At 51.0% G+C, this 26,143-nt stretch carries 35 protein-coding genes; 18 read left to right on the forward strand and 17 right to left on the reverse strand.

The features are described from left to right. Position 1: 1 nt before the first annotated feature. The 5 genes from G006_RS0102795 to G006_RS0102815 all read right to left on the reverse strand — a co-directional run bounded on the left by G006_RS0102795 (position 2) and on the right by G006_RS0102815 (position 3,708). Positions 2 to 706, reverse strand: coding sequence for a DNA-3-methyladenine glycosylase family protein (locus G006_RS0102795; RefSeq protein WP_235048815.1), 705 nt, complete (start codon positions 704 to 706; stop codon positions 2 to 4). A gap of 194 nt (positions 707 to 900) precedes the next feature. Further along, positions 901 to 1,974: a bifunctional DNA-binding transcriptional regulator/O6-methylguanine-DNA methyltransferase Ada gene (gene ada, locus G006_RS0102800; RefSeq protein WP_020481639.1), complete on the reverse strand. Its 1,074-nt coding sequence runs from the start codon at positions 1,972 to 1,974 to the stop codon at positions 901 to 903. 211 nt (positions 1,975 to 2,185) lie between these two features. Further along, positions 2,186 to 2,824 carry an FMN-dependent NADH-azoreductase gene (locus tag G006_RS0102805; RefSeq protein ID WP_020481640.1) on the reverse strand — a complete coding sequence of 213 codons (639 nt, stop codon included), beginning with the start codon at positions 2,822 to 2,824 and terminating at the stop codon, positions 2,186 to 2,188. After that, entirely contained in the window at positions 2,817 to 3,263 is a 447-nt protein-coding gene (locus tag G006_RS0102810) for a GNAT family N-acetyltransferase (protein ID WP_026146801.1), read from the reverse strand. The genes G006_RS0102805 and G006_RS0102810 overlap by 8 nt, the downstream gene beginning before the upstream one ends. Before the next feature lie 10 nt (positions 3,264 to 3,273). Beyond that, the gene (locus G006_RS0102815; protein WP_020481642.1) at positions 3,274 to 3,708 is read right to left on the reverse strand and encodes a carboxymuconolactone decarboxylase family protein; all 435 of its coding nucleotides are present in this window, start codon (positions 3,706 to 3,708) and stop codon (positions 3,274 to 3,276) included. A 117-nt stretch (positions 3,709 to 3,825) separates the two neighbouring features. Between G006_RS0102815 and pdxR the strand changes: the two genes are divergently transcribed. From pdxR to G006_RS0102835, 4 genes are all read left to right on the forward strand, one after another. Continuing rightward, positions 3,826 to 5,292, forward strand: coding sequence for a MocR-like pyridoxine biosynthesis transcription factor PdxR (gene pdxR / locus G006_RS0102820; RefSeq protein WP_020481643.1), 1,467 nt, complete (start codon positions 3,826 to 3,828; stop codon positions 5,290 to 5,292). 253 nt (positions 5,293 to 5,545) lie between these two features. Further along, on the forward strand, positions 5,546 to 6,022 hold the full coding sequence (locus G006_RS26550) for a GNAT family N-acetyltransferase (RefSeq protein WP_235048816.1): 477 nt from the start codon (positions 5,546 to 5,548) through the stop codon (positions 6,020 to 6,022). A 417-nt stretch (positions 6,023 to 6,439) separates the two neighbouring features. Next, positions 6,440 to 7,702 carry an MOSC domain-containing protein gene (locus G006_RS0102830; RefSeq protein ID WP_020481644.1) on the forward strand — a complete coding sequence of 421 codons (1,263 nt, stop codon included), beginning with the start codon at positions 6,440 to 6,442 and terminating at the stop codon, positions 7,700 to 7,702. Beyond that, positions 7,687 to 8,211, forward strand: coding sequence for a flavin reductase family protein (locus G006_RS0102835; RefSeq protein WP_020481645.1), 525 nt, complete (start codon positions 7,687 to 7,689; stop codon positions 8,209 to 8,211). The genes G006_RS0102830 and G006_RS0102835 overlap by 16 nt, the downstream gene beginning before the upstream one ends. A gap of 34 nt (positions 8,212 to 8,245) precedes the next feature. Here G006_RS0102835 and nikR read toward each other — a convergent pair whose 3' ends face one another. After that, positions 8,246 to 8,737, reverse strand: coding sequence for a nickel-responsive transcriptional regulator NikR (gene nikR / locus G006_RS0102840; RefSeq protein ID WP_020481646.1), 492 nt, complete (start codon positions 8,735 to 8,737; stop codon positions 8,246 to 8,248). A gap of 636 nt (positions 8,738 to 9,373) precedes the next feature. Here nikR and G006_RS0102850 point away from each other — a divergent pair. From G006_RS0102850 to G006_RS0102905, 12 genes are all read left to right on the forward strand, one after another. Continuing rightward, positions 9,374 to 10,680, forward strand: a protein-coding gene (locus G006_RS0102850) for an ISKra4 family transposase (protein ID WP_442785757.1) whose coding sequence is annotated in 2 segments (ribosomal slippage) — positions 9,374 to 9,622 and positions 9,625 to 10,680 — 1,305 coding nt in all. Because the reading frame shifts where the segments join, the coding sequence is not laid out codon by codon here. Positions 10,681 to 10,748: 68 nt separating this feature from the next. Beyond that, positions 10,749 to 11,351, forward strand: a complete 603-nt coding sequence (locus G006_RS0102855) for a DJ-1/PfpI family protein (RefSeq protein ID WP_020481649.1) — start codon at positions 10,749 to 10,751, stop codon at positions 11,349 to 11,351. A gap of 139 nt (positions 11,352 to 11,490) precedes the next feature. Continuing rightward, positions 11,491 to 12,240 (forward strand): alpha/beta fold hydrolase, encoded by a 750-nt coding sequence (locus tag G006_RS26555; RefSeq protein WP_051067663.1) that lies wholly within the window; start codon positions 11,491 to 11,493, stop codon positions 12,238 to 12,240. Positions 12,241 to 12,254: 14 nt separating this feature from the next. Beyond that, the gene (locus G006_RS28745) at positions 12,255 to 12,431 is read left to right on the forward strand and encodes a hypothetical protein (RefSeq protein ID WP_200860420.1); all 177 of its coding nucleotides are present in this window, start codon (positions 12,255 to 12,257) and stop codon (positions 12,429 to 12,431) included. A gap of 370 nt (positions 12,432 to 12,801) precedes the next feature. Continuing rightward, on the forward strand, positions 12,802 to 13,041 hold the full coding sequence (locus tag G006_RS0102870; RefSeq protein ID WP_020481651.1) for a hypothetical protein: 240 nt from the start codon (positions 12,802 to 12,804) through the stop codon (positions 13,039 to 13,041). A 133-nt stretch (positions 13,042 to 13,174) separates the two neighbouring features. Further along, positions 13,175 to 13,597 (forward strand): MAPEG family protein, encoded by a 423-nt coding sequence (locus tag G006_RS0102875; protein ID WP_020481652.1) that lies wholly within the window; start codon positions 13,175 to 13,177, stop codon positions 13,595 to 13,597. 81 nt (positions 13,598 to 13,678) lie between these two features. Next, positions 13,679 to 14,317, forward strand: a complete 639-nt coding sequence (locus tag G006_RS0102880) for a Vat family streptogramin A O-acetyltransferase (RefSeq protein WP_026146803.1) — start codon at positions 13,679 to 13,681, stop codon at positions 14,315 to 14,317. Positions 14,318 to 14,425: 108 nt separating this feature from the next. Further along, on the forward strand, positions 14,426 to 15,199 hold the full coding sequence (locus G006_RS0102885) for a haloacid dehalogenase type II (protein WP_033193888.1): 774 nt from the start codon (positions 14,426 to 14,428) through the stop codon (positions 15,197 to 15,199). A 148-nt stretch (positions 15,200 to 15,347) separates the two neighbouring features. Further along, the gene (locus G006_RS29310) at positions 15,348 to 15,479 is read left to right on the forward strand and encodes a hypothetical protein (RefSeq protein ID WP_268743563.1); all 132 of its coding nucleotides are present in this window, start codon (positions 15,348 to 15,350) and stop codon (positions 15,477 to 15,479) included. Between the two features lie 23 nt (positions 15,480 to 15,502). Next, positions 15,503 to 15,757: a TfoX/Sxy family DNA transformation protein gene (locus G006_RS24770; RefSeq protein ID WP_033193889.1), complete on the forward strand. Its 255-nt coding sequence runs from the start codon at positions 15,503 to 15,505 to the stop codon at positions 15,755 to 15,757. 349 nt (positions 15,758 to 16,106) lie between these two features. Further along, a complete protein-coding gene (locus tag G006_RS0102900; protein WP_020481657.1) occupies positions 16,107 to 16,502 on the forward strand; it encodes a tautomerase family protein in 396 nt (131 codons plus the stop codon). 481 nt (positions 16,503 to 16,983) lie between these two features. Beyond that, positions 16,984 to 17,652 carry a class I SAM-dependent methyltransferase gene (locus G006_RS0102905; protein WP_020481658.1) on the forward strand — a complete coding sequence of 223 codons (669 nt, stop codon included), beginning with the start codon at positions 16,984 to 16,986 and terminating at the stop codon, positions 17,650 to 17,652. A 75-nt stretch (positions 17,653 to 17,727) separates the two neighbouring features. Here the strand turns inward: G006_RS0102905 and ltrA are convergent, their stop codons facing one another. Next, positions 17,728 to 18,933, reverse strand: a complete 1,206-nt coding sequence (gene ltrA, locus G006_RS24775; RefSeq protein ID WP_081607875.1) for a group II intron reverse transcriptase/maturase — start codon at positions 18,931 to 18,933, stop codon at positions 17,728 to 17,730. Positions 18,934 to 19,196: 263 nt separating this feature from the next. Here ltrA and G006_RS26850 point away from each other — a divergent pair, with 263 nt between their 5' ends. Next, a complete protein-coding gene (locus G006_RS26850; protein WP_160167654.1) occupies positions 19,197 to 19,862 on the forward strand; it encodes a transglycosylase domain-containing protein in 666 nt (221 codons plus the stop codon). Positions 19,863 to 19,970: 108 nt separating this feature from the next. Further along, complete coding sequence (locus G006_RS0102925) at positions 19,971 to 20,351, forward strand: nuclear transport factor 2 family protein (protein WP_020481662.1); 381 nt, start codon at positions 19,971 to 19,973, stop codon at positions 20,349 to 20,351. A gap of 558 nt (positions 20,352 to 20,909) precedes the next feature. Here G006_RS0102925 and G006_RS0102935 read toward each other — a convergent pair. From G006_RS0102935 to G006_RS29485, 10 genes are all read right to left on the reverse strand, one after another. Then, positions 20,910 to 21,212, reverse strand: coding sequence for an antibiotic biosynthesis monooxygenase family protein (locus G006_RS0102935; protein WP_020481664.1), 303 nt, complete (start codon positions 21,210 to 21,212; stop codon positions 20,910 to 20,912). Positions 21,213 to 21,238: 26 nt separating this feature from the next. Continuing rightward, positions 21,239 to 21,883 carry a glutathione S-transferase family protein gene (locus G006_RS0102940; RefSeq protein ID WP_020481665.1) on the reverse strand — a complete coding sequence of 215 codons (645 nt, stop codon included), beginning with the start codon at positions 21,881 to 21,883 and terminating at the stop codon, positions 21,239 to 21,241. A gap of 74 nt (positions 21,884 to 21,957) precedes the next feature. Next, a complete protein-coding gene (locus G006_RS26565; protein ID WP_020481666.1) occupies positions 21,958 to 22,401 on the reverse strand; it encodes a protein tyrosine phosphatase family protein in 444 nt (147 codons plus the stop codon). Continuing rightward, positions 22,367 to 22,777 (reverse strand): GFA family protein, encoded by a 411-nt coding sequence (locus G006_RS0102950; RefSeq protein WP_020481667.1) that lies wholly within the window; start codon positions 22,775 to 22,777, stop codon positions 22,367 to 22,369. Before G006_RS0102950 ends, G006_RS26565 begins: the two co-directional genes overlap by 35 nt. Positions 22,778 to 22,800: 23 nt before the next feature. After that, positions 22,801 to 22,947 carry a hypothetical protein gene (locus G006_RS28585; protein WP_020481668.1) on the reverse strand — a complete coding sequence of 49 codons (147 nt, stop codon included), beginning with the start codon at positions 22,945 to 22,947 and terminating at the stop codon, positions 22,801 to 22,803. A 95-nt stretch (positions 22,948 to 23,042) separates the two neighbouring features. Next, positions 23,043 to 23,531: a GNAT family N-acetyltransferase gene (locus G006_RS0102960; protein WP_200860421.1), complete on the reverse strand. Its 489-nt coding sequence runs from the start codon at positions 23,529 to 23,531 to the stop codon at positions 23,043 to 23,045. A 16-nt stretch (positions 23,532 to 23,547) separates the two neighbouring features. Further along, entirely contained in the window at positions 23,548 to 24,660 is a 1,113-nt protein-coding gene (locus G006_RS0102965) for an alpha/beta fold hydrolase (protein ID WP_020481670.1), read from the reverse strand. A 64-nt stretch (positions 24,661 to 24,724) separates the two neighbouring features. Next, a complete protein-coding gene (locus G006_RS0102970) occupies positions 24,725 to 25,330 on the reverse strand; it encodes a DUF6624 domain-containing protein (protein WP_020481671.1) in 606 nt (201 codons plus the stop codon). Between the two features lie 112 nt (positions 25,331 to 25,442). Further along, on the reverse strand, positions 25,443 to 25,598 hold the full coding sequence (locus G006_RS28750; protein ID WP_020481672.1) for a hypothetical protein: 156 nt from the start codon (positions 25,596 to 25,598) through the stop codon (positions 25,443 to 25,445). Positions 25,599 to 25,627: 29 nt separating this feature from the next. Further along, entirely contained in the window at positions 25,628 to 25,906 is a 279-nt protein-coding gene (locus G006_RS29485; protein ID WP_081607876.1) for a phosphatase PAP2 family protein, read from the reverse strand. Positions 25,907 to 26,143 lie beyond the last annotated feature (237 nt).

A 26,143-nucleotide genomic window follows, 5' to 3' on the forward strand; every position in this document is an offset into this window, starting at 1 on the left:
TTTACCCGCCACTGGAAATCAGTTCCCATAAATGTGCAGCGACCAAAGCCCGCCAGGGCGTGAATTTTTCCAACCATTGCCGGGTTTGGTTTTCATCCATCGGCTCAACAGAGTTCAATAACAGGTGTAATCCACGACGAACTGCGGCATCGCCATGCAGTGAACCGTCCAACCATCCATAGCCGCGTAATAGTGCGTAATTGACGGTCCAAGGGCCAATGCCGCGAATCTTCATTAATTGTTGACGAATTTGTTCTATCGGCGGCTCTTTTTGAGCGTCATGCAATTCTAATTCACCGGACACCATCATCTGACTAACCATCAGCAAAGTTTGTGCTTTGCTTTGTGAAAATCCGGCCTGGCGCAAGCCGACTAAGCTTAAAGCCGTTACATGCCGTGCATCCGGATAGCAATACAAGCCGCTGGAATGTTGTAACCCAATCAATTGAATAAACTTACGCCTTATCGAAATGGCGGCGGCAACGCTGATTTGCTGTCCGGTGATTGCCCAACTTAGGGCTTCAAATACAGTCGGCGCGACCGGTACCCGCAATCCCGATTGCTTGTTGATCAACAACCCTAGCTGCGGATGTTGACCAACACTTTCCTCAAAAACGTCAATGGGCTGATTTAATCCAAGCATTCGAACTGCCAGCTCGGATAATTCGTCGACTTCGAATGATTCCGGCGTATCATTGATGTTCAATTCAATTTCAACCCACTGGGGTAAAAACCGCAAAGACAAACAGGCCGTTGATCCGTGCCACAATATCCCTTTACGTAACCGGTTGGCCTCCACTGATTCTGAAACGGCCAAGGTATCGCGGACATGAAAAGATAGAATATCCTGCAACCGGTAATTCGTAGGAAGTGGCAGCCTACATGAGAAAATACCGGTGCTCATGCTTGACTCTCCCGCCGCAACAACTCCGCTTTACGCTCCACTCCCCAACGATATCCGGACAAACCGCCGTCCGAGCGGACGACCCGGTGACAGGGAATTGCGACCGCCAAGGTATTGGCCGCGCAGGCGCCGGCCACCGCGCGCATTGCCTTCGGTGCGCCAATGCGTTGGGCAATATCGGTGTAACTGACTTTCTCGCCCACCGGGATTTGCAGCAATGCTTGCCAAACCCGCTGTTGAAATGCAGTACCTCGCATATCCAGCGGTAAATCCAAGCCGATGGCGGGGGCTTCAACAAAACCGACCACTTTGGCAACCCATTGTTCGAATTCGTTGTCACCGCCGATCAGTTCAGCCCGAGGGAAACGGTCTTGTAACTCCCTGGCTAAGCGGTCCGGCTCGTCGCCTAACGCAATGGCACAAATTCCGATGTCGCTGGCCGCCACCAGAATAGAACCCAGTGAGCATTCACCCAGGGCAAACCGAATTCGGCTATTGGTGCCGCCGGCACGATAGTCGGATGGCGTCATACCTAACAGCTGCGGCGATTTTTCATAAAACCGGCTGTTGGAGTTATAACCGGCATCATAGATGGCGGCGGTTACCGACTGACTTTTTGCCAGTTGATTCCGAACCCGGTTACTGCGCTGAGCTGCTGCATAGGCTTTAGGTGTCAAGCCAGTGATTGCCTTAAAAATTCGATGAAAATGAAAGGCACTGAGTCCGGCAATAACCGCCAACTCGGTAAGGCTAGGTTCGGTTTCCGCTGTTTCCAGCAAGCGGCAGATTTCGGAAACTTTATCGGCATAAAGTTCGCGCAAGGCAGGTTGATCAGGTTTACAACGCCGACAGGGGCGGAATCCAGCCGCTTCAGCTTCGTCTCGACTAAGATGGAACTGCACATTTTTCGGTTTGGCGGTACGAGCCGGACAAGACGGTCGGCAATAGACGCCGGTAGTTTTGACCGAGTAGAAAAAGCTACCGTCGGCTGCTGGATCGCGGGCCAGCACGGCTTGCCAACGAGGATCGTTCTCTGTGGGCAAAGCGTCAGTTTCAGTCGGGTTCGGCATGTCGGCTCCGGATTTCGTTCATTCGCGCCGTTAATTTACCCAAATCACAGTTCTTGAACACTCCGAGTCTTGCTTTCAAATTCAAATTAGCTTGCTATCAAAACATCTGGAGCATTACTTAACCGTCTAAAGCGTTATAAGCTTTTGAAGATATGTGCCGACAATCTTCCATCAACGACTCGGCACAAACGGGATGGCAACTTCATTGCCATTAAACGCTAGTACTACTTCTCTCCTGCCGGTTCAATAGCTCAGGAATCAGCGATCGGATGCGCTCAATACCTGCGTCAATTGCCAAGCTTGCGGCATCTTTCCCATATGCCATGCCTTGCAAGTAAACAAATTGTATTGAATTGAGGCCAACCGTCTGCAATGCGTAACGCAAATAATCGCTGAGGAAATCCGCTTGATTGGCCCGCTCACCTTGATGAAAACCGCCGGATGTGAGCACAACAAAAACAGGACGATCATTTAGCCTTCCGATTTTCCCAGTCGGCGTAGCATCAAAGGTACGGTCAATCCGCAATACATAGTCGATCCAGGCTTTCAGCGCGGCTGGCACCGTAAAATTGTGCATCGGCGTGGCAATGATCAGCAATTCGCAGGACTCCAGTTCCCCAATCAAGGTCTCGGATAGCTCAAATGCCGAGCTATCGTCAGCAGCTCGATCCAGCACGGCTGTGGCGTAGGCCGCCGACGGCAAAATCATTTCCGGCGCAGACAGCAGTCGGTGTACGACTTCGGCAGTTGGCCATACGGCATGAATTTGCGCCAATAGAAACTCTACTACCGACCCGCCGGAACTTGCGTAGGCATGCGGACTACCGTTCACAACTAAAACCCTAGGCATGGCTAACGCCATTGAGGCTTTCGACAAAGTGCATGCCTTTGGCTAATAAGCCTTGCCGGTAATAAAACCGCTGGGCATAAGGCATGTACAAGCCAGTATCGAGCACCAAATTTGCACAATCAAACGTCAGAGCGTATTTTCTGACATATTCGATTAAGCTTTTTCCGATACCACCGTTTTGGTTAGGTGGTTCAACTACAAGATCATCCACATACAAAAACTTGCCATACAGCAGGTTTTCGCCCAGACGAAACCCAATCAGACCTTGCCATTGCTGGTTATGACGAAATCCCGTCAAATGATAACCGGCTTGAGCTTGCCGTTGCACTTGGGCTACAAATGCCGCCGCATCCGGCAAATGGGGACGAAGTATGCTCATCAGTGGGTAAACCGCCACGATGTCATCGTTTTCAATAATCTTGTCTATAGATTGCATCATTGAATTCCGCTTACCCGATTTCCGGCGGCGTTCTCGATGCAATCATTAACCGGTTCCAGGCGTTCATTTCGGCTACCGCAAGTGTCAGGTCTGATAATTCGTGTTCACTGAATTGCGCTTTAGCTAGCTGATAGACGGATTCCGGTACCTCGGCGTCCCTTAACGCCGTGACGGCCTCTGCCCAAGCCAAAGCCGCCAATTCTCGTTCGGTAAACACATTGGCTTCCTTCCAGGCTACCACCAAATGGACCTTGGTTATAGATATGCCGTTCTGTTGCGCCAATGGCGCATGCATATTGATGCAATACGCGCAGCCGTTGATTTGCGAGATGCGCAGCCGTATCAGTTCGAGCAAGCCGTGATCAAGCCCGCAGTCCTGTATGTAATGATGCAAACCGTACATGGCCTGATAGCCGCTGGTTTGATAGCTGAAGCGTTTGGTCATGAGCTACTCCTAATACTGTCGGTCAAGTGAAATTGGTGCTATTCTCGCCAATCGAATGGTTTAATAAAAATACCAATAAGTGAAAAAATTACCAAACCAATTTACCGAAAAAGAATCGTGAGGCTAGCGGAACAGATTGAACTTTCCATTGCAGCGAAACCAGCGCAATGCTCGATCAAAGACTGGATTTACAGCGAGATACGCTTGGCTATTTTAAGTGGCCGTTTGAAACCCAAGGCCAGACTGCCCACTACCCGCGATTTTGCCAAACACTACAGTGTTTCCCGCAGCATGGTGGTTTTGGGCTATGAACAATTATTGGCGGAAGGCTATATTGCGTCCCATACTGGCAAAGGCACGTTTGTCTCAGCCAAACTGCCGGATAGTCTGGATAGTGCACCCGCCCCACAAAACCGCGCCGCAGTTTCGGCAAAAGGCAGGCTATCGCAACTGGGTCGAGTACTGGCGGACAGCCCATTCTTTTACGGTGCGGCCGAGCCGGCACCCGTTCCGTTCAAACCCAATCAACCGGATTTCGAGCACTTTCCGTTGAATATCTGGAACCGTATTGCCTCCAAACGTGCGAATGCCTTGCGTCCGCGGAAAATGGGTTACGCTGATCCGACCGGCTATCATCTGTTACGCGCTTCGATTGCAGAGCATTTACGGTATACGCAGCGCATTACCTGCACACCGGAGCAAGTGATCATCACCAACAGCGCCCAGCAAACCCTGGATTTGTGCGCACGCTTGCTGCTCGATCCTGGCGATACGGTGTGGATGGAGGACCCCGGCTATCCCGGCGCGAAAACCTTGTTTGCTGCCGTCGGTGCACGGGTGCATGCCGTACCGATTGATTCGAACGGCATGGATATCGAAGCGGCAATTCAAAAGACAGCATACGCCAAACTGGCCTACGTGACGTCCGCCCACCAATCGCCGATCGGCCCGGCGCTGAGTCTTGAGCGCCGAATCGCGCTACTAGAATGGGCAGAGCACCATCAAACGACGGTACTCGAAGACGATTACGACGGCGAATTCCGCTTCCACGGTACTCCGATGGCACCAGTCAAAAGTCTAGATGCCACTGACCGGGTAATCTATATGGGCACGTTCAGCAAACTGTTGTTTCCGAGTATCCGTTTGGCTTATGCAGTGGTACCGAAGTGGCTGCTAACACCGCTTGCGTCGGCAATGAGCCTGACCTGCCGCCATGTCGGACTGGAAGCCCAAGTGGTGCTGAGCGAATTTATTGCCGAAGGCCACTACGCCAGACATTTGCGACGGATGAAGATAATCTACCAGGAACGCGCCGAAACGTTTATTACCGCCTGCGATAACCAGTTGAAAGGTCTGCTCGACGTTTGCCCGATTTCCACCGGACTCGATGCCTGTGCATACCTCCCGGAAGGGTTCGATGACGTCGAGGTAACCCAGCGCTTAAAACAAGGCGGTATTGAAGCACGACCGCTTTCGTTTTACGGCATCGAACGTAAGCCGCCCAGCGGTTTGGTTTTGGGTTTCTCGGCGTTCAGGCCGGAGCAGATTGTCGCTGGAATTTGCCGGATAAGCGAAATTCTATGAAATGGTTTAACCCCCTGGTTTTTCCGCAAATTCTTCGTTCTTCCCTTCGGATCGGCTGATTTATGTTTCGAAACAGCTTGCTACGAGGGGAATTGGTATGTTTTAAGGATCTGCTCACGACACCGCCATTAAAGACTAGCGTAGATTGCATCCGCTGAACAGGCTGAGTATCATGCTAAGTTCTTGATGTCGCATCGGGATTCCAAGTCACTCATATAATCGGCTCGGACTGAATTATGTCACCTTTCAAAACATGCCACTCGTTATCCGTTCCGAGCGTAAAAGCGATGAAAACGCGATTGAGGGAATTACTCACCAAGCGTTTGCGTCGCATCCCCACAGCAGTCATGCCGAACACTTAATCATCCGCGCTTTGCGTGAGGCCAATGTTCTCACCATCTCGTTGGTGGCTGAACAGTCTAATGAAGTGGTTGGCCATATCGCCTTTTCGCCTGTCACTATTTCAGATGGGACGTCTGGTTGGTTTGGCCTTGGGCCTGTATCGGTACTTCCATCAGTTCAAAAACGAGGCATTGGCCGAGCTCTTATTGAACATGGTTTGTCGCAGTTGCGCGAACTTGGCGCCGATGGTTGCGTATTACTCGGCGAACCGTCGTTCTACAAGCGCTTTGGCTTTTCCAACAGTCCCGGGCTTTATGCTACCCGGCATTCCCCAAGAGTTCTTCTTGGCACTTTCCTTCGGCTCAGGTTATCCGCCAGGCAAAGTTAGCTATCATGCCGCCTTTTTCACCAACAACTAAATCCTGCAACCAATCAGTTCTGAGCCCAAAATGGCCCTGAGCAACGATTTCTAACGCACTTGCTCGATCCTGCGCTGTTGTCGACGCTCCGGGATACTTCCTCAATATAGAAATCACAAATCTGAAGCGACAAATTTTTCCACGCATCCACGCCGCTCTTTGTCTGCGCTCCGGTCAGACCTGCATGCTGACTGGTATGTGTCGGCTATTACAAGAATCAAAACCGAGGCAATAGGTTAGAAAAAAGTATTACTTTTTTTTATATTCGTGATACTTTATTTGGCGTAATTGAGCCGCTTCCATGCCCGAACACCAAGCTTATCGGCGACGCCGATAAGGATGCCGCTCGACATGAATCAATTGTCAATTCAACCGAAGGCTAAACCATGACCAACCGATACAAAATGAATCCGCATGCCGAATTTACCGGCCAGCGCCAGCCGAACCAGTCGGCTGACGCCTGTATTACTTCCATCAACGTGAGTAAAGTCACGAACGTCGTTTTTAAAGGTAAAACCGTGCCGACCGGTATTTTTAAGCTAGCGGTCAGCGGCTTGGTTCACATCGGCACGAACGGCGTAGAAGACGACGAGCAAGCCGATTTACGCTGCCACGGTGGCTCGCATAAAGCCGTATATATTTACGGATTGCCAGGATATGCCTATTGGGAGTCCTTTTTGGGGAGAAAACTGACGTCGGGTACCTTTGGAGAAAACCTGACGGTAGACAATCTGACCGAAGACACCATCCGTATCGGCGATCTTTTGATTTGCGGGAAGTTAGTGATGCAAATCAGCGAGCCGCGCATATCCTGCTTTAAATTGGCGATGACGCTCAAGGAAGACCCAGGATTTTCAAAAACGTTTTTGGAAGACGGCCGGGTTGGGTTTTATGCGCGGGTATTGCATGCGGGGACCGTGACGGCCGGCGATCGCTTGATACACGAACCCGTTTCCACGCCATCGCCGACGATCCGCGAGTTCGTTCGCGCTTGTTACGATCCGAATACGACGCTGGCGGCGCTGAAATTTGCGCGAAATGCCGTGGATTTATCGCCGGAATGGCAAGCGTTGCTGAGCAAGCGTGCTTCGGCGCTGACGCTGGCCCGCCAAGGCAAGGGGTGGTCCGGCTTCAAGGCCTTTACCGTAACACAGCGCAAAACGGAAGCTGCAGGCATCTTGTCGTTATATTTAACACCGAACGACGGCGCGGAATTACCAGCGTACCTGCCGGGACAACATATTTCACTACGCGCGAAACTCCCGGAGCACGGTGCGCTGGTTAGACCCTATTCGCTGTCTTCATGCCAGACGGTTGCCAATACTTTCCGAATAACGGTCAAACGAATGCAGGCTATTGAGGAAAAAAATCAAAGCGCGTCAATGTCGCGTTATTTACACGATTCTGTGCAAGTCGGCGACGAACTGCAGGTCAAGGCGCCCGGTGGGCGCTTCTTTATCGAGGAAACCGACGACTCGCCTCGCGTGCTATTCGCCGGCGGCGTTGGCATTACGCCGCTGTTTGCCATGTTTGAACACGCCGCCGCTTCGCAGTGCGAGACCACGCTGGTTTATGCCGTCCGTAACGATAGTGAACGTTGCTTCCAGCACACGCTATCGAAGCGCTTTGCAAAATGCACCGCCATCTGAAGGCGATTTTTCTAGCCGAAACCGCGTTCGAAGCTGGGCCGTCGGAATACACGAAACAAGGCCGCATAGACGAGGAGCTGCTGACAGAGCTGGATTTAGAGGCAGCAAGCTTTTTCTTGTGTGGACCTTTGGGGTTTCTGGACGAAGTCGAAGGGATATTGAAACACGCGGGAATTCCGGAAAGCCGAATTCATATCGAAGCCTTTGCAGCGCGTTCTAAAAATACAACCCAGCTCGCAATCGACGCAGCAGGTGCAGAATACACCGTGACCTTCAATAAATCCGGTGTTTCCGTTCGATGGACGGCCGATCAAGGGACACTACTCGATTTGGCCGAAGCCAACGGACTGCGTCCACCATTCGCTTGCCGCGCCGGCACCTGCCAATCCTGCACGACAACAATTCTTTCCGGTTCCGTCGATTATCTGGAACTCGTCGACCCTCTGTCACCCGAGGAAACCTTTATTTGCTGCACCATACCAATTTCGGATGTGGTATTGGACCTCTAAATTTGTTGTTTAAGTGAACACTCAACGGGCGCCATCACTTTTCCGGCGGATGTGAAAAAGGATGCAATTGCGGAATGAGTGCTGCAACGAGTTCCAGTCGCCCCCACAGCACACCGCGAAGTGTGATCATAGCGTCGGCGATTTGCTGTACTTTCGCCGGCGGCCCTTGCACCAGGATCACCTCCAACGTCCGCTCGCCGTCGAGCAACACGTGGAGCGATGAAATGACCTCCGCAATATTTTGACGCTGCAAGTCGGACAACTTTTGTTGTACGCCAGTCGCCAAATTGTCATAAAACAGCGTTATGGTGCCGACCATCACGTGATCGCCGACTTCGTTACGATGTTCAACGAGCGAGCGGTGGAGGATTTTGGCGATGGCTTGAGAACGATTGGCAAAGCCGCGTTCGTTGACCATAGTGTCGAGTTCGGTCAACAGATCTTCCGGAAGTGTCATACTGATCCGGCTCGCCAGACGTTTTGTGTCGTTTTTGATTTCCGAATTCTTAGAAGTGTGCTTAGTCATTTCAATTCCAGATTATGTCGTTATTAAGTAACCGCCAAAACACGTTGCCCTCCGGCGAACCAACCGGCTTTGGACGACTTTCACATAGGCCCTACTTCCGTATTTTCCCATGGTTACATACCAAGCGCCGGACGAACCGAAAGGCTTTCCGGGAACCTGGCCAGTGTGCCTACAAATTACCGGCGCCTTTGAGCAAGCACATCAACCGAACTTCCTCGAGCCATGACAAAAGTGCCCACAACCGTCTCGGCTGCCTGCATTTCGTTTGCCGCAGACCCTGCTCCGTTGCAGCAGAGGTTTCCCGCAGGTTAATCGGGCCATTTTATATTGCCGAAGCAGCTATATGTATTCCGATTTGCATTAGGCCTTTTACGCTTATCGACCAAGACATTTATGCTGAGCCTGCTCATCGGACATTACGTCCTGCGGGAATAGCCCTCCGTGAGTCACAGGATTTGGTTTTACCCATCTTGGCATCATGGGTAGTTTTGGTGAAAATGCACTAAAATCAGCCTCTCCTGCAGAACGCTCGATACACCAGAGCTTCGACGCTTGACAACGGGGTTCGGGGTGCGATTCAAACTGAGGCGGGGTAATCTATTCATCTTTGCCACTGATTTGCTAAGAGGAGATACCATGGTACTGAGTGATGAAGCCTTGTTGGAACGCCTGAACGAACATCCAGAACTACGTAGCCGGGTTGAATCGATGTTACTGGTTGTCGCAGACGAGAAAGGCGAGTTGCAAGAAGCTGACGCGGCGGAAATGCAGCTGATCGAACAGATGAGGCGGATGGGTCAGGAGTCGTTACAGGCCTGGGCAAGCGGACAAGCCAGCAAGGCCGTAGCGGTGACTGGACGAGAGACCGGGGTGCGGCGCGCAGGTAAAAAAAACTCCAATGGCACAGCACCTTTGGTGAAATCAGCGTAGAAGAGATTCAGTATCGCCGCGGAAACCGGCACATTCGTCCTTTTGTGAATCGGGCCAAAGTGCGTAACCGCGGCTGTTCGCGGCCTTTACAACGGGTGGTGACCGACTTTGGGGCCGATGTCGCCTTCGCCCAGGTCGAGGACAAATTGGTCGAGCATTACGGACTCCTCCTTGCCGAGAGCACGATACGACGGGTGACCGAAGCGCACGCCCAAATCATCTATACGACGACACCGGTTGATGAGACCTGGCCTGATGCAGCGGGGTGCCGGGCGGTCGTCGTGGAAATGGATGGCGGCATGGTGCCGATTGTCGAAGCCGCGCAAACAGACCGGCGCAAAGGCAAGACCTTGCTGTGGAAAGAAGCCAAGCTTTGCCTGGCGCACGCGGCGGGCAGTCAAACCTTGAGCTATGGCGGAACGCTGCAAGGCGATGTGGAGGTGGCAGGCAAACAACTGTTTAGCTGTGCCAAAAGCGCGGGCTTCGGCAAGACGAGTCAGGTGCATACCGTTGGCGATGGTGCCGAATGGATTGCGCGACAAGTGGCAGAGCGCTTCGGCAGTCGGGGCGGATATCTGGTCGATTTCTATCATGTCTGCGACTACCTGAGTGCCGCCGCCGCAGCGATCCATCCGAATGCAGATGCGGCCAATGCATGGCTCAACCAACAGAAGGACGCGCTCAAAGCCGGGCGTTGTGGCGATGTCACCGCGTCCCTGCGAGAGCACCTTGAGGTCGGTGACGTGACGGATAGCCAAGCGTCGATAAGGGCTTGTCACCGCTATTTGAGCCGCCGCCAGGATCAGCTCGACTACCCAACCGCATTGGCGAACAACTTGCCGATTGGCTCGGGGGAAATTGAGAGTGCGCATCGCTATATTGTCCAGAAACGGCTTAAGCTTCCGGGATCGTGGTGGTGCGCCGCTAACGCCGATCACATGCTGGCCTTGCGCTTGAATCGCGCTAACCGGCAATGGGACAACTATTGGAATCAAGCGAGGAAGGCTGCTTGATTGGACGCATCAGTTTGAATCGCACCCCGGGGTTCGAGATCGCTTGATTTAATAAGGATTATTTGACAATGCACATCACTATACTCACTTTCCAGGGATTCAATGAACTGGACTCCATGATTGCGCTCGGCATTTTAAACCGAATCAAAAAGCCGGATTGGAGGGTTACAATTTGTTGCCCTGAGCTGCAAGTTACGTCTATGAACGGTGTCACGGTACATGCACAGTCAACCCTTGAAGATACACACTTAGCTGATGCCGTCATTATCGGTAGTGGCGTTCAAACACGACAGATCGTCAACAACGCTGAATTGATGAATCGAATTACGTTGCAACCGGAACGCCAACTGATCGCCGCGCAATGCTCAGGCACACTGGTCTTGGCAAAGCTTGGACTATTAGGCAAGATTCCAGCCTGTACCGATTTAACGACAAAGCCTTGGGTGCAAGAAGCTGGGGTGGACGTTCTCAATCAGCCTTTCTTTGCCCAAGGCAACATCGCAACTGCCGGCGGATGTTTAGCATCCAGCTACTTGGCGGGGTGGATTATTGCCAGAAGTATAGGCACGGACGCAGCTGCCGAAGCACTTCATTACGTCGCACCTGTAGGCGAGAAGGACACTTTCGTTGCCAGAGCATTTAGTAACATAGAACCTTATTTACCGCGATGACATTTAATCGGGTAATACCCCATCATCACTTGATCGCTGATTAGGGAATCTTGGGAATATTTGCAAAATAGGCACCATGCGTTTCTAGACTAAAAGTTAGCCATACATCCATTCCTTGCTTTCTTACCCACCATCAATCATGAAAAAATACAATCTATTGATTTTAGTCGTCCTGTTAAGCCTGACTTTGCCAAGTCAAGCCGGTATTTTGCCTAAAGGCGCAAGGAGCGAATTTGCGCAAGTAAACGGTATACGTCTGCATTACGTCAAAATGGGTAATGGACCTTTGCTAATTCTCCTACATGGCTGGCCGCAGACCTGGTATGAATGGCATAACATAATGCCTAGTCTTGCTGAAAAGTTTACCGTTGTCGCTCCGGATTTACGTGGTTTAGGGCGCTCAGAAAAAGCTCAAACCGGATATGACAAACAAACAATTGCTAACGATATAGCCGAACTCATTAAGCAATTTAACGCCAATTCGGCATTTGTCGTTGGTCACGACATGGGCGGTAAAACGGCTTATGTCCTCAGTCTGCTACACCCCGAACTGGTCGCCAAACTAATTCTGGTGGATTGCATGCCACCAGGAACGGAGAACATGGACTCTGCCAAAGGCGGCATGTGGCACTATGGATTTCATATGGCGGAAGACTTCCCGGAAATGTTGACCAAAAATCGGGAGCGGGCATACATCACAGCGCAAATGAGAAAATGGGCTTATCGAAAAGAGGCCATTACTTCGCAGGCGATAGACGAATACGCCAAGCACTATGCCAGTCCCGGGGGCATGACCGCTGGATTTAATTACTACCGCGCGTTGCCGGATGATGCCAAGCTGGCATCCAGCTATGCAGACAAAAGTTCAGCATGCCCATTCTTACCCTAGCAGGACGCCATGGTGTGGCCGATAACCTTTTCTTAGCAATGAAGCCAAAGGCCGATAACCTCCAAGGAATGATTGCAGAAGCAAGTGGGCATTTTGTACCCGAAGAAGCTCCGGCATTTTTGCTAGAACAGATATTTCGTTTCTTTGCCCCTGATTCTGAACCGGTGCCAAACAGCCAATTGCTGCCATAAAAGATTCTTTGATCGTTACTGTGTACACCACGTTATCAGCAGCCCCCTATGTACTACTGATATTTTCTTGGAGAAAAATCATGAACACCAATGTCGTCGAAATCGTCAGATGGAAAAGCGCACTTGGCATTACCGGCCAAGCAATGATTGAAGTCCTGGGCCTTGTCCCTGATCTCAATCCATAGGTGGCTTCATCGCCAAGACGCTATACAAAAATGGCGACGAGTGGGTCAATATTTACTATTGGGAAACTACGGAAGATGCACACCTTTCGAATGAACGGATGGCAGGTAAAGAAACTTTTAGCCGGCTATTTTCCTTGGTTCAACCAGAAACTGTTTCCATTACTGTCATAAGCAAGGTTTGAGGCATGGGCTTTCCCGTAACCGAAAAAGAGAAATTGCTTTCGCTCAAAGGCGTTGGTGAAACCGTCATCGCACGCTTGGAGCAAATTGGTTTCTCATCACTGTCGCAGTTGGTCGACGAAGACCCGGCCTTTGTCACCAAACAAATCTCTCAAATGATGGGGTCAACCTGCTGGTACAACAGCCCTCAAGCAAGAAACGCCATCAAGGCAATCATTACTCTTGCACAGAGAGACGCCAAGTGAAATCGGCTTCAAAAACATGGCGCTCAAGCGGGACGGTCACTATCATGCTCGCCCCTTCGCTTTCGTTGGACATGCTAAACCAATCAACGATTGGATCGCCGAATTACAGCAAATCACACATCAGGAATAGAGAATGAAGCAAGCGTTAATTATTTACCCTGTTTTCGCGGTCGTATTACTCACTTTCATAATTGGTATCTGGATGCTTAGGCTCAGAATCAAAGCAGTTAAAGAAGAAGGTTTAAATCCAGCCTATTTTCTGCTCAACCGTGGCGCTAAGCTTCCATACGGTTTGGCAAAAGTAACTCAGCACTATGACAATCTTTTTGAAATGCCCGTGTTGTTTTATGTGGCCTGTTTGTCCATTCTTGTCACTAGTAACACCGATACTGTCTTTATTAGTTTAGCTTGGCTTTTTGTTGGCGCTAGGTATATCCATGCTTTCATCCATACGACCTATAACGGTTTAAAACACGGACGCCTTGCCTTCTTGGCGGGTACATCAGTTATTGCTGTAATGTGGTTAAAGCTATTGGTCCAGTTGCTTGGTTCGTAATTTAGGCAAGTCATCGGCCTATCAAGCCGATCAAAAAGACGCGCCCCTTACCGTAACGTTAGCTGTCTTGAAGGAGCCCAATTGAACGGCCCGAGTCCATTAAACAAACACCCCATGACCGGTTTCCCGCAGGTATGCTTCATAAAGAACACTGTGGCGAATCCGAATATCGTTATCGGGGACTACACCTATTATGACGACCCGGAAGATTCGGAAAACTTTGAACGGAATGTTCTTTATCACTATCCGTTCATTGGCGACCGCTTGATCATCGGCAAGTTCTGCGCACTCGCCCGTGGGGTAAAGTTCATCATGAATGGCGCAAACCACAAGCTTTCCGGCTTCTCTACCTTTCCCTTTCAGATTTTCGGTAACGGGTGGGAAAGCGTCATACCACAGCCAAATGAGCTACCTTTCAAAGGCGACACCATTATCGGAAACGACGTTTGGATCGGATACGACAGCCTCATCATGCCGGGCGTAAAGATAGGCAATGGCGCGATCATTTCCTCACGTTCAGTTGTCGTCTCCGATGTTCCTGCTTACACAGTTGTCGGAGGAAACTCCGCAAGACAACTCAAGCAACGTTTTTCTACAGAGGTCATTTCCGAACTTGAAGCAATCACGTGGTGGGACTGGCCGATTGAAAAAATATCCAAGCACTTGGCCGTTATCGTCTCGGCTGATATTGCAGCTCTCCGGGCGTGCCGCGATGGATAACTTTTGGAGTCGTATAACATCGGGTGTGCAAGCGGGACTGAGGCTCTCGCGCCCGATCCTTAGCTGGTTATACTTAGGCAAAAGCCTGTAAACAACGGAGCAAACAATATGAACCGTACACTTCTTATGAGGACGTTAGCATCAATTTTATTGATAGCTATTTCCTCCAGTTTTCCTGGGTACGCCCAGACACCGGAACCTCGCTACAAAGCGGTAGCTTTCGATTATTTCGTAATCTTTGATCCCAATTCAGTCGTTGCCGAGGTTGAAAAAGTTTTTCCAGGCAAAGGCATGGATTTCACCAAGGCGTGGCGCGCCAAACAATTTGAATATGGCTTTTTGCGCTCCATCACGAAAAATCACGAGGACTTTTTCAAGGTTACGGAAGATGCCTTACTTTACACCATGGAGAACATGAAGCTAGAAACCACCGAAGCCCAGAAAAAACAACTTCTTAGTGCCTATCTTTCGCTGAAACCGTGGCCTGACTCCGTAGACGCTTTAAAAAAGTTAAAGGCTTCCGGCGTAAAAATCATCACCATCTCCAATTTCAGCAAAATGATGCTCAAGTCCAATGCCGATAACGCTGGAATTGCCGATTTTTTTGATGAGCTATTAAGTTCTGAAATCAACCGCACATACAAACCGGATCCGGAAGCGTATGCCTTGGGAATACAGCATCTTGGCTTGAAGAAAGACGATATTGTCTTCGCGGCTTTTGGCGGTTGGGATGCCTACGGTGCAAAAAGTTTCGGTTATCCTACTTATTGGGTCAATCGCTTCAACTTGCCAACGGAGAAATTAGGTATTCAGGCAGACGGAACAGCCAATAATTTCCAAGGGCTGCTGGACTTTATTTTAGGCGAAGAAGCGGGCAATTAAAGGGAATTAGGTTTTGCAAACACACCCGGTTTAACATGGCGCTCCACCGGACTTACGCGAAAAGCCGCACTGGCCTCAATGAAAACGTTAGCCAGCTCACTTCGACCAACAACTCAGAATTCGATTGCGTCTTATCGAGGAGAACACCGTGAACACCATGTACGACAAACCGTTATATACCCAGGGTTGCAAAACCAAGTTCGAAACGGCGTTTGCCCAAACCTCGGCGCTGATTTTCGCGATGCCCGGCTATGTCTCCCAATCGCTGCTTGACTCATAGCCTATAAAGTTTGGTCAAACAGTATGAGAAATCTCGGCAAAGCGTCGTGGGCAATGCTGACCGCGGCTGGCATTCCGTCCGCCGACGCGTTGAAAGCAATGGGCGCGGCGACGGCATTCGTGGCCGTAAAACGTACGGGGTTAAAACCTAGCGCCAATTTGCTATGGGCATTGGAAGGTGCGTTAACCGAGCGCAATTGGCAAGACGAAGCCAAAACCGACCGGTTATCGCTACTTTCCCAAGTCGACTGGCTGGAAAGCGAGGCGATAAATCATTAAACGGCTACAGACATTCAAGCTTGGAAATCGAACGAATAAAGATCGGACGACTTCTTGTTTCTGTGTAAAATCCGATTAAAACAGTACTCGGGAAACTAGGCTGTTCCGCACAATACTCGAGAGGTTTGTTCAGCACAATAGATGAACAGATAAATACGGTCCGTTGCCGTCGGTCCATCTGATTGAATCGCTACGGCTGAAACCTTACTGACTATCGTTACTTCGTGCTGATCATATACGAAAAGGAAAAACAAATGCGGAACAAGATTTTATCTGTCGAAGTAAATTTAGCAGTAGATATGCGGTTAACCATCTAATTGTTAGAGCGCAAACACGAAAAGGAGTAGGAATGCCAAGTGTCTTAATTGAAGTACGGCGGCAATATACACAAGAGGAAGAGGTTGCTGTCATGGAGGCAATTCACATGGCTTTGCGTGAGGCATTCAAAATTGTGCCTGGTTACAAAAACGTTCGCCTTATCATGCACGAACCTCACCGCTTCGCTTATCCCCCTGCTCGTGAAAAACCGGATTTTTATACGCACATCAGTATTGATGCGTTTGCCGGTCGTTCACTTGATACAAAACGAAATCTGTATAAGGCAATTGTGAATAACCTTGAGCCATTTGGCATCCCCAAAGATCATGTAAAGATTCTTCTCAGAGAAATCTCGCAGGAAAACAGGGGCATTCGCGGTGGGCAAGCGGGCTGTGATGTTGAGCTTGGCTTCAAGGTCGAGGTGTAGTTTGCGCTCTAACGAATAAGGTTAGATTGTGTGAGCAACGCGAACCACAATCTGAACCGGTTGTTGGACAAGCCCGGTGGTCACAGTGCTAACGGTATTCTTGATTTAAGAAAATAGCTTTTCGGAGTTCTTGGGTCGCGAAGGCCTGGTTACCGCTTCAAGACCCAGAACTCGCATAGGAGTGGCGACCTATCGCTTCGATGGCATCGGAAGGCCGCTTTTTGGGATGCTTTAGCCTGATTTTGGCCGAACAATAAAGGCATTGTCATCGGCACATCTCTAAACGGCCTCGGGAAGAAGATTGCGTTAATTGACTCCTTGAGTGAAGTGGATGTTGCAGAAATTTCCAAGCTTGCCAAGAGCGCAGGTTCTCCAATATGAGGCTGAGCGCAGGCATAACCCGGCAGTCCACACGGACGTTGCGCGATAAAGCCGCGCAGCACCGGTGACTTTTACGTTAGGCTCCATAGAAAATACGCTCATGGATAATCATCGCACTATAGCAAGACAGTTAGCCCAGACATCGATCGCTGCCGGGAACCCTCTTGACTGGTTTGAACAGCTATATGCCAAAGCTCGTTTGGATGGAGTTTCTATCCCTTGGGCGGATCACACACCCAATCCGAATATGATTGAGCTTTTTCAACAGGTTGATGGTCAAATCTCTTTTGGTCGAAGGGCGTTGAAGGTTGGGTGCGGCTTGGGTGACGATGCGGAATGGCTTTCCGATCTTGGCTTTGAAGTAACCGCCTTTGACATTTCGCCTACCGCTATTTCCGAATGCGGGAATCGATTCCCCAATTCCAAAGTCACATATGTGATTTGCGACCTTTTTCAATCTCCGGAAAATTGGCTAGGGGCTTTTGATTTGGTGCTCGAATCGTACACACTTCAAGTGCTTCCGCCTGAGTTACGCGCTAAAGCACTAAAGCAAATTTCCGGGTTTGTTTCGTTCGGGGGTTATCTTATGCTCATCGCCCGATTGAGGGAGGAATTGGAATCAACAGGCTTGATGCCTTGGCCGCTTGTACGAAGAGAAATTGAAATATTGACTTCACAAGGCTTTGTCGAAAGGTACGCCGAAGATTATTTCGACGGGGAACAACCCCCAGTGCGTAGGTTCCGTGGATGTTATCAGCGGAAGGCATAATATTGCATCGGGTCAGAGGAGGCCGAAGCCTCCGTCTGCCCACAGAACCGTGCGTACGGGTCCGTACACGGCTCCTCACGCAAGATAGACCCATTGAGACACTTCAAACCAGTGCGCTTGCTTTTGGTCGGATCGGACAGCTTGGCCCTTACCCTTTATAAACCAGTCATTGGGATAGGCTCTCGATACTGCTATCGTCTTGCTGAGTGCCCATCGTTTCCGGTTTGTAAACGCAACCATCGCAGCCTTTCGTGATACCCCTCTTTTAACCAGCGTCCGATAGAGATTCCTTTTAGACTTCTGCTGATCAACCAACCTCGCCCTCTGTCGTCGTCGGATATGCGCCTCTATCTTCACTAATTGCGCTGGATAGTGGCTTAGACTGAAATAATTCGACCAGCCTACATACCATTGATTGATCGACTTTAGGCTGGTTTCTATATCCTTATTGGTGCCGCGTGGCGTTAGGGCTTTGACTTTATCCATGGCCGTTTGCAGGGCTTTTCGCGCTATCGCTATCGTCCCGTTCACTACCGTAAAGCCCAAAAACTTTACCCCTTCTGATCTCGCCACCTGGCTTTTCTCCCGGTTCACCTTGAGCTTGAGCTTACTTTCTATAAACTGGCTAACCGTTTCCATCACGCGTTCCGCCGCTTTTTGCGATTTCACGAAGATATTGCAATCATCGGCGAACCTGCAAAATGCCAGGCCGCGTTTCTCCAGTTCTTTATCCAGTTCGTCCAGCACAATGTTACTCAGCAGGGGGCTTAGCGGCCCGCATTGCATCGTGCCTTCTTCGCTCCGTACCACCACGCCGTTGATCATGATGCCGCTACGCAGCATCAGCCCGATCAGGCGCAGTATGCGTTTGTCGGTGATCCGTTGTCCCATTCGGGCTATCAGCCGGTCATGGTGGATTCCATCAAAGAATTTCTCCAGGTCTATATCCACCACATACGGCTTACCACTGTTGATGATGCATTGCGCCGTCTGCACCGCTTGCTGTGGGCTTCGTCCAGGACGGAAGCCGTAACTATGCGGCGAAAAATGCGGCTCAAAGATCGGTTCTAGCTGCAGTTTTAGCGCTGTTTGCACCACGCGATCCCGCACCGTCGGAATCCCCAGCAGTCTTGCCCCGCCCTGCGGCTTAGGGATTTCCACTCGGCGTACCGGCGATGGTTTGTAAGTCCAGTTCAGCAACTCTTGCTGTAACCGGCTTAGCTCTTCTTCTAGACTTCGAGCTAGTCGACGATACTCATGTGCCCGCGCAAAATAAGAGATGGGTGGTTGTTAAACCAACTGGCAGTCAGGGGGCTTGTCTTCTCTTAGCGCAAGCCTCAACGCCAGAGCAAAGAAAAGCCGTCGGCAACCAAACAGGAGGCCGCGTCCAACCCAACGACAAAAACAGGAGTTGGCAGCCGTGATCACTAACTCTGTACTTGAGGCGACCTGCACAAAAAAACGCGCAGGTACCTCAACTCCAAGTTATGCCTCATGGAGTCGCGCACGTGGCTAGGCTATTCCATCTCACTGGTTTGGTTGCGTTGACAACTACACTCATCGCGGTCATCTACTTCGCCTGGGTCATCTACTCGGCTCGGGAGTACACTGCGAACACCGTAATTCCTCGCTATCACGCAACCCAATACCCGCTGGCGGTATCCGACCTGTCCCCACGACAAATCGAGATATTGCTCAAAGTCGAAGACCCACGCTTCTTCGAGCACAGCGGCGTTGATCTAACAACGCCAGGCGCCGGCATTACCACAATCACGCAAGCGCTGGTCAAACACCTCTATTTCGAGAAATTCCGTCCGGGCGTTGCTAAGTTGAAGCAAACTGCCATCGCCAAATTCGCGCTCGATCCTTTAATGCCGAAGAGCGATCAACTGCGACTCTTCATCAATACTGCCTATCTCGGTCCCAGCGCGCATGGTTTTGCCCAGGCGTCGGAAACGTTCTTCGCCAAGCCATTTGCGAACCTCACCGAAGACGAATACATCGCCCTTGTGGCAACGTTGATCGCTCCGGCTTCGTTCGACGTCAAGCGGTACCCAGAGCGCAACCGTGAGCGAGTCGAACGGATCAAGCGGGTCGTCAGTGGCGAGTACGTTCCTCGCGGTCTCTTCGATGTCTTCTACGGCAAGCTCGACAAGGACGTTCGGCAAAACATCCCTCCCCTGTCCTACTTCGAGTCTTACTACCAATGAACCCGCCACTGAGGCAAGAACTTTCAATAGAACGGACCTTTGCGAAAAGCTGCTCGGACCGCTCATTTCCGCATTGGGCCGCACAACTTCACCCATGGAGTCTTTTCAATGCCTGAAAATGTCGCAAGTCAAATTGAGACCGCAGAGGCGCAGCTAAGGCTTGCCATGCTTACTTCTGATGTCGAATCACTTGATGCTCTGATTTCACCGAACCTCATCTTTACCACTCATTTCGGCTCGGTGATTTCCAAACAAGATGATCTTGAGATGCACCGTTCCGGTACACTTAAATTCCAGACTATCGAACCGTCGGAACAGAAAATATTGACTATTGGCCACATAGCCTATGTCACCGTTCGTGTGCGATTGTCCGGAATCTTCGGTGGTTCGCCTTTTCACGATGACATCCGGTTTTCACGCGTATGGCAACTGTCTCCGAACAATACTTGGCAAGTCATCGCTGGCCAGGCCACCGTCGTGCGAGCCTAGCAACGATGTGCGCCACACCCAGTATTCCGCTGAGCCGGCGCAAAAAGCCGCACGCCGGCGAATTCAAACGTTAAGCCCGACTAGAAACCACTCCAATACACAGTACATCTAGGCTCCCGTGCACTAAAGGCTACACAGAGCATGCGGCGTGACTGATTCCCCAGTACGAAGCCATGGTGTTCGAGGAACAACACCGTGCCGAACCTCACCTAATAACAACGACTCCGGGGCACGTGCCGGACATTGGCGCCGGTACTGGTGTGGATGCCGCTTGGTTTGCAGCGCAAGGACACAGTGTTGTTTCCGGTCTTGAAGACGTTCGATCAAAAAGTGAAGCGCTGTACCGTCGATTATTGCTTAGCACGCTTCCACAATTCGGGCGATTGCCATCGCTTCCGTCATCGGCAATAGTCTAGCGGCAAGTCAACGGCAGACATTCGGCGTCACCAGCTTTGCAATTACCGATGCATCGTTTGCGAAGGCCGCGAAGACGGGCGCGTCCAGTATCGTTAGGCTGATACGGGTTGCTATTGTTCATAGCGACGGAAGCCATATCGGTTAAACTCCGTGTTCGGTTACCAGCGTGTAATGTTCGACAATTGGAAACGGATCATAGAAATGGTGCAGTAATGACCGCCATTCTTCGTATTGGGTGGAGCCACGAAAACCCGTCGTATGATCTTCCAACGAAGCCCAATTCACCAACAACACGTATTGGCTGGGATTTTCGATGCAGCGTTGCAATTGATGCGAAATGTAGCCGTTCATCGTTGCAATAATGAGTGATGCCTTATGAAAGGCAGCCTCAAAGGCCAGTTCCCGACCGGCGATGACGTTAAGCGTTGCAATTTCTAAGATCATTTTTCCTCGATTTGACAAAGGCTGCATCAAAACGTTTGTCGACCACAGAGTTCGTCAAACGGGGTCATGATATGTTCGCGGTAGGGTTTACGTTCGGCTAACGCACCGTTCCATCTGCGAACATTAGGGATCTGTGGCGTGGGAATGCCCATTTCAAAATAACGATATAGCGAAGTGGCAACCGGAATATCGCCCATCGAAAATTCATCACCCGCCAAAAAAGTCTGCTCAGCAAGATGCGCATCCAACATGGCCAAATGTTTTTGGCAGCGCTCCGAGGCATTTTGAATTTTTTGATGGTCGTGTAGCGCCTCAGGTGTTCGGTAAAAGCTCCAGAACAAATCCAGAAAATCGGGTTGCAGTGTCGCCAGCTCCCAGTCCATCCAGCGTTCCGCCAATGAGCGTTTGGCAGGTGTTTTAGCCCATAACCAATCGTGACTGTATTGGGCGCACAAATAGCGAACAATGCTGTTGGATTCCCAGATCGTGATGTTGTCGTCGACTATTACCGGAATCCGCCCGTTGGGGTTCATGCCCAGAAACTCGGGTTGGTCGAGCCCGCCGACACTACCGCCGGCATTGATGTGTTGATAAGGTAACTCCAGCTCACCAATAGTCCATAACACCTTCTGCACGTTGTATGCGCTAGATCTTCCCCAAATTTTAATCATGTCGTACCCAGTACATTGTTAATAAACCCTTGCCAGATCGGGTTTGGCGTCCAGATTTCCCGCATTGGATAACTCTAGTGCTCTTCGTTTTCCGCCAGATACAACCGGCGATACAGATAGATAAAAACGGATACACGCTTATTTTTGGCGCAATGTACCCAGATATTACTACCATCGAATGCCTTAAGAACGCCAAAAAATTGTTTCAGTTGATCACATTCTGGTTGTTCCCATGCCACGGGAATTTGAATATAGGCGATGCCTTGCCGGGTAATCAATTCGGCCTCGCCGGGCAGCGCGTTACTGGCTGTCGGCGGTGCCAGATTAATCACCACATCAATGCCAAAAACAGGCAGTTTGGCAATGTCGCTTTCAGGCAGCTGGCCGGAACACCACAACCAATCGAATACCTGATGCACGTTTTCGGCATCCATGGCGGCGAGCGTCGGATTTAACGGCGTATTGGGCATGATTAGCCGTTTATCAGCGTTGGCGATCAGCCGGATGATTGACACCATCCCCGGTTGGCACTTCGCCCAGTTCAAACGGATTAACGCCTTCCAGGCAGCCGACGTTGTAGCCGTACTGGCTAGGCACCGATCGGCGTTGGTGGTGGGTATAGATGCCGCAATTCGAACAAAAATAATGTTTGGCGCTCATCGTATTAAATTGATAAAGCTTTAAGACCTCTTGACCCTTAACGACTCTGATACCCGAAAGCGGAACCGATGCCATAATGGCCCCTTTGCGCCGGCATAGCGAGCAATCGCAGCGGCGCGGATCGACGATGCCGTCGGGAAGATCGAGTTCGAGTTCCACCGCGCCGCAATGGCAGGTGGCGCGGTGTTTGGCATTAATGATTGTGTTGCCTACTTTTTTGATCATGTCGGACATGAGCGGTGTATCCTCTGTGTTTTTTAAACGTTGATTTTGTAATTCTTTCGCCGTGCATGCCGCGAAATCCTGTCGGCAGCTATATTCAAGCCCAACGCGGCGGAGGCATGCGGCTCGAAGCTGGGACTGTATCCGCCATGCAATGCGATGGTTTTCGGGGACTCAATCATAGTGTGCAATCCTTCGGCTGGGGGAAATCAGGCTCGCAAGGGCCAAGCGGCGCAGACTTACACAGGGCGGCAGATAGAACCGTTTGAAGCGATTATTAGCCGTTAAGTTCTTTAACATAGACGCCATATTCCACTCCGTGAATTTCGGGAGTATGGGATACCCACCTAAACCCCATCCGTTGGTACATGGGCATGGCGACTTCCATGAGTTTACTGGTATGTAAAGCGAACACGGATGCGCCGTCTCGCTGGGCACGGTGGATACATTCTTCGGCCAATGCACGTCCGATACCGAGACCACGAGAGTTCGGGGCGACGACGAGCATCCGCATGATAGGCCATTCGGGCCGAAAAAAGTTCGCTTTCGGGGCGCTGGGGCCAATGTATGCAACGGCACCGACAATCTGCCCCCCCACTTCGGCAACAATAATTTCCCCAACATCGGCAAGAGCAGACATGTTGCCGATCTTTGCCTGAAACGCGAGCCAATCCAAGTACACGTCCTTAAACTGCTCGAAAGCATCAAGCGCTAGCGCATTGACCTGCATCGCGTCGCCTTGCTGAAAATCGCGCAGTATGGTCAATGGAAACTCTAAACGATTAAGGTTTGAATTCACCCGCCTGCACGGCAGTTTGCGCAAGCCCGGCGTTATCATTGGTTTGGCCTTCGCCGCCTGATTTCAGACTGAAGGGTTTGGCAAATTCGCTTACGGCGCCGACAAATTCATCGGCTTGGTCCTGCATGATGAAATGTCCGCTGTTCCTGACAAGGATATGCCAAGAATTGCTGGACAGACGAGCTAGATCGTCCTGCTCGGCCTGTTGAATTCGGGCAAGCGCTTTTTCCGCTTCGACAACTTTGCCCGATCTAGCCGCTTCGCGCGCGATTAAATCCGGGTCCACCAAATTACCGGCGGTTAGCACCAATAACGGGAGATTGCCTAAGCTGTCTGGAGGCGGCGTGGCTGGATCGAGTCCTTCGCGCATCACGGCAATTTCATTGACAACCGCACGTGCGGTATCAGTGCGGTTCTGTAGCGCCGTTTTCGCGGCCAGGATTTCCGCCGGCAGCGGAGAAGGCCGGCGGTCGGCATCGGCAATCCCCAGCAGCCTTACGAGACCAATTCGCGATAACGGCTCGGCCACTGCAATCTGCATGGCTTGTTTCCGATAATCCCATGCAGCATAAAGATACTGGTGCATGGGGCTTTGCTCGTGCGTCGAATCGACAAGAACGATACCCTGCGTATCATCGGGAAACTGGTGATAGAAAGCGCGCACGTAGATGCCGCCGCGCGAATGACCTACCAATATAAACGGCGGGGCAATGCCCGCATTGTTCAGCAATGTATGCAGGTTTTTGGCTACCTCTTCCGGCTGGATGGCAGTATCTATGGGATCGCTCCAGCCCAGTCCGGGGCGATCATAGGCGCAAACGCGCATGGTCTGTGCAAGTTTGGTCTGAACCGGATGCCAGCTCAACACATTTTCGCCAAGGCCCGCTTCGAGAACCAGCGTTGGCGTGCCTGAGCCCAGGCAGTAAAGATGGAGATTCATGCCGTTCACCGAAATCATGCGCCCAGGCGGCGGGAATGCGGCCAGGTCGGCAGCGGTTCTTTCGGTTTGGTAAACGACTCCCGCCAAGGTGGTAAGACAGGCGATCGCCAAGCCGAAGAGCCAATAGCGCGAACGCCGCCGCCATGCGAATTTCATATCAACGAACGGAAGATTGGATGGTGCGGGCGTTGCGGACAATTTCCGAACTGGTTTCCGGGCTTCAACTTGCGTTCCTCCAACCCACGGAATAAAGCCATTTTTGATATTGCTCGTTCAGATCGGGCGGTGTCGGAATATTCTCGCGAGCACTTTGCGCGGTTAATTCGGTGGTTCTTTCCTCAATGGTATTCAAGCCGACCGCAAGCCGTCGATCGTTGACGGATTCGGGATTCTCGATTGGATAAGGTTCGAGTTGTCCGTTCTTATTCGGCTGGAATTGAGTTCCGTAAATTTGCGGCTTTCCGTCGTACATGCGAACACGGTCTTCCAGAAACGCCACCTGCCAAGGCATCACGTCGTTGTTGGCGGCGGCTTGCTTCAGCAACGACAGGCAATGCCGCATGAATGGAGGATTGCCAATGGCATGTTGCGCGATCAACCATGCGGCCCAAGCCCCCTCCTCGCCGACAAGACGGTTTCCGGGCCAACCATATTGCTCGATGATGGCCGCCAAGCGAGCAGCATTGGCGATATGTACGGCTTCCATGCGCGGGTGATAACCATAGCGACCCAGAGAGCTATCGGCGACCAACGCCTCCCGTACCGAGAGGTCGTTTTTTGCCATTGCCACGAGTTCCTGGCTTAACGTTTCGTTTGAATGGTTCATAGGCGCTCTGTTTTGGCAATTAGTAAGAGGCGCTTCAGTTTGTGCCCACCGGCGGACTATCCGCCGCGCGGCACGTATCCGGCTGCCAATCAGCGTAAAAGATTAATCTGCTTTAAGCGGACGGTCGTTTGATCAAGAGCCGAATCCAAAACCACGTCTCGAAGGTTGCTCCAACGATGAAGGCGGTGTTACCAACACCGGAATAGCCGGCCAGATAACACGCCACGGCTACCGCTAAAATCATTACGGTTATGATGTGATGCTTCATATCTGCACTCTCCTATATCTACAGTACTTTCATCTTAGCCAGTTCATAACGGCCTTAGTGGCAAGCAAGCCGCCGGCTATTCCACATACATACCCAGCCAACACATCAGGAAAAAAGTGGGCTCCCACATTGATTCGCGACAAGCCTACCCATAGCGCCATAACAGCCAACAAAAACCGATCGCGAATTTTTAATAACGGCCAAAACATCGTCATGATCAGCATCGCAAACGCCGAATGGCCACTGGGAAAACTGTGTCTTGATTCCGGCAAAGCCAAAACGGTAACACGACCTGGGCAGCACGGCACTAGGTCTTGGCATGTCGAAACCGATCTTCAACAGCGCCACAATTCCCGCTGTCACCATATAACCGAGCATTAAACGCATTAGCAGCTGTTTCATGCCTTGCAGCGATGGGAGCCGCTCCGTATTAACCGGAAACAGTTGCCGTAACGCGATCGCAAGGAGTATTGCACCAAGTATCCAAGGTATATTTCTGAAGTCGCCGACCGCAGTACCGGTCAACATCAGCGCATCAATCAAAG

Source organism: Methylomonas sp. MK1, from assembly GCF_000365425.1.
Lineage (GTDB): Bacteria > Pseudomonadota > Gammaproteobacteria > Methylococcales > Methylomonadaceae > Methylomonas.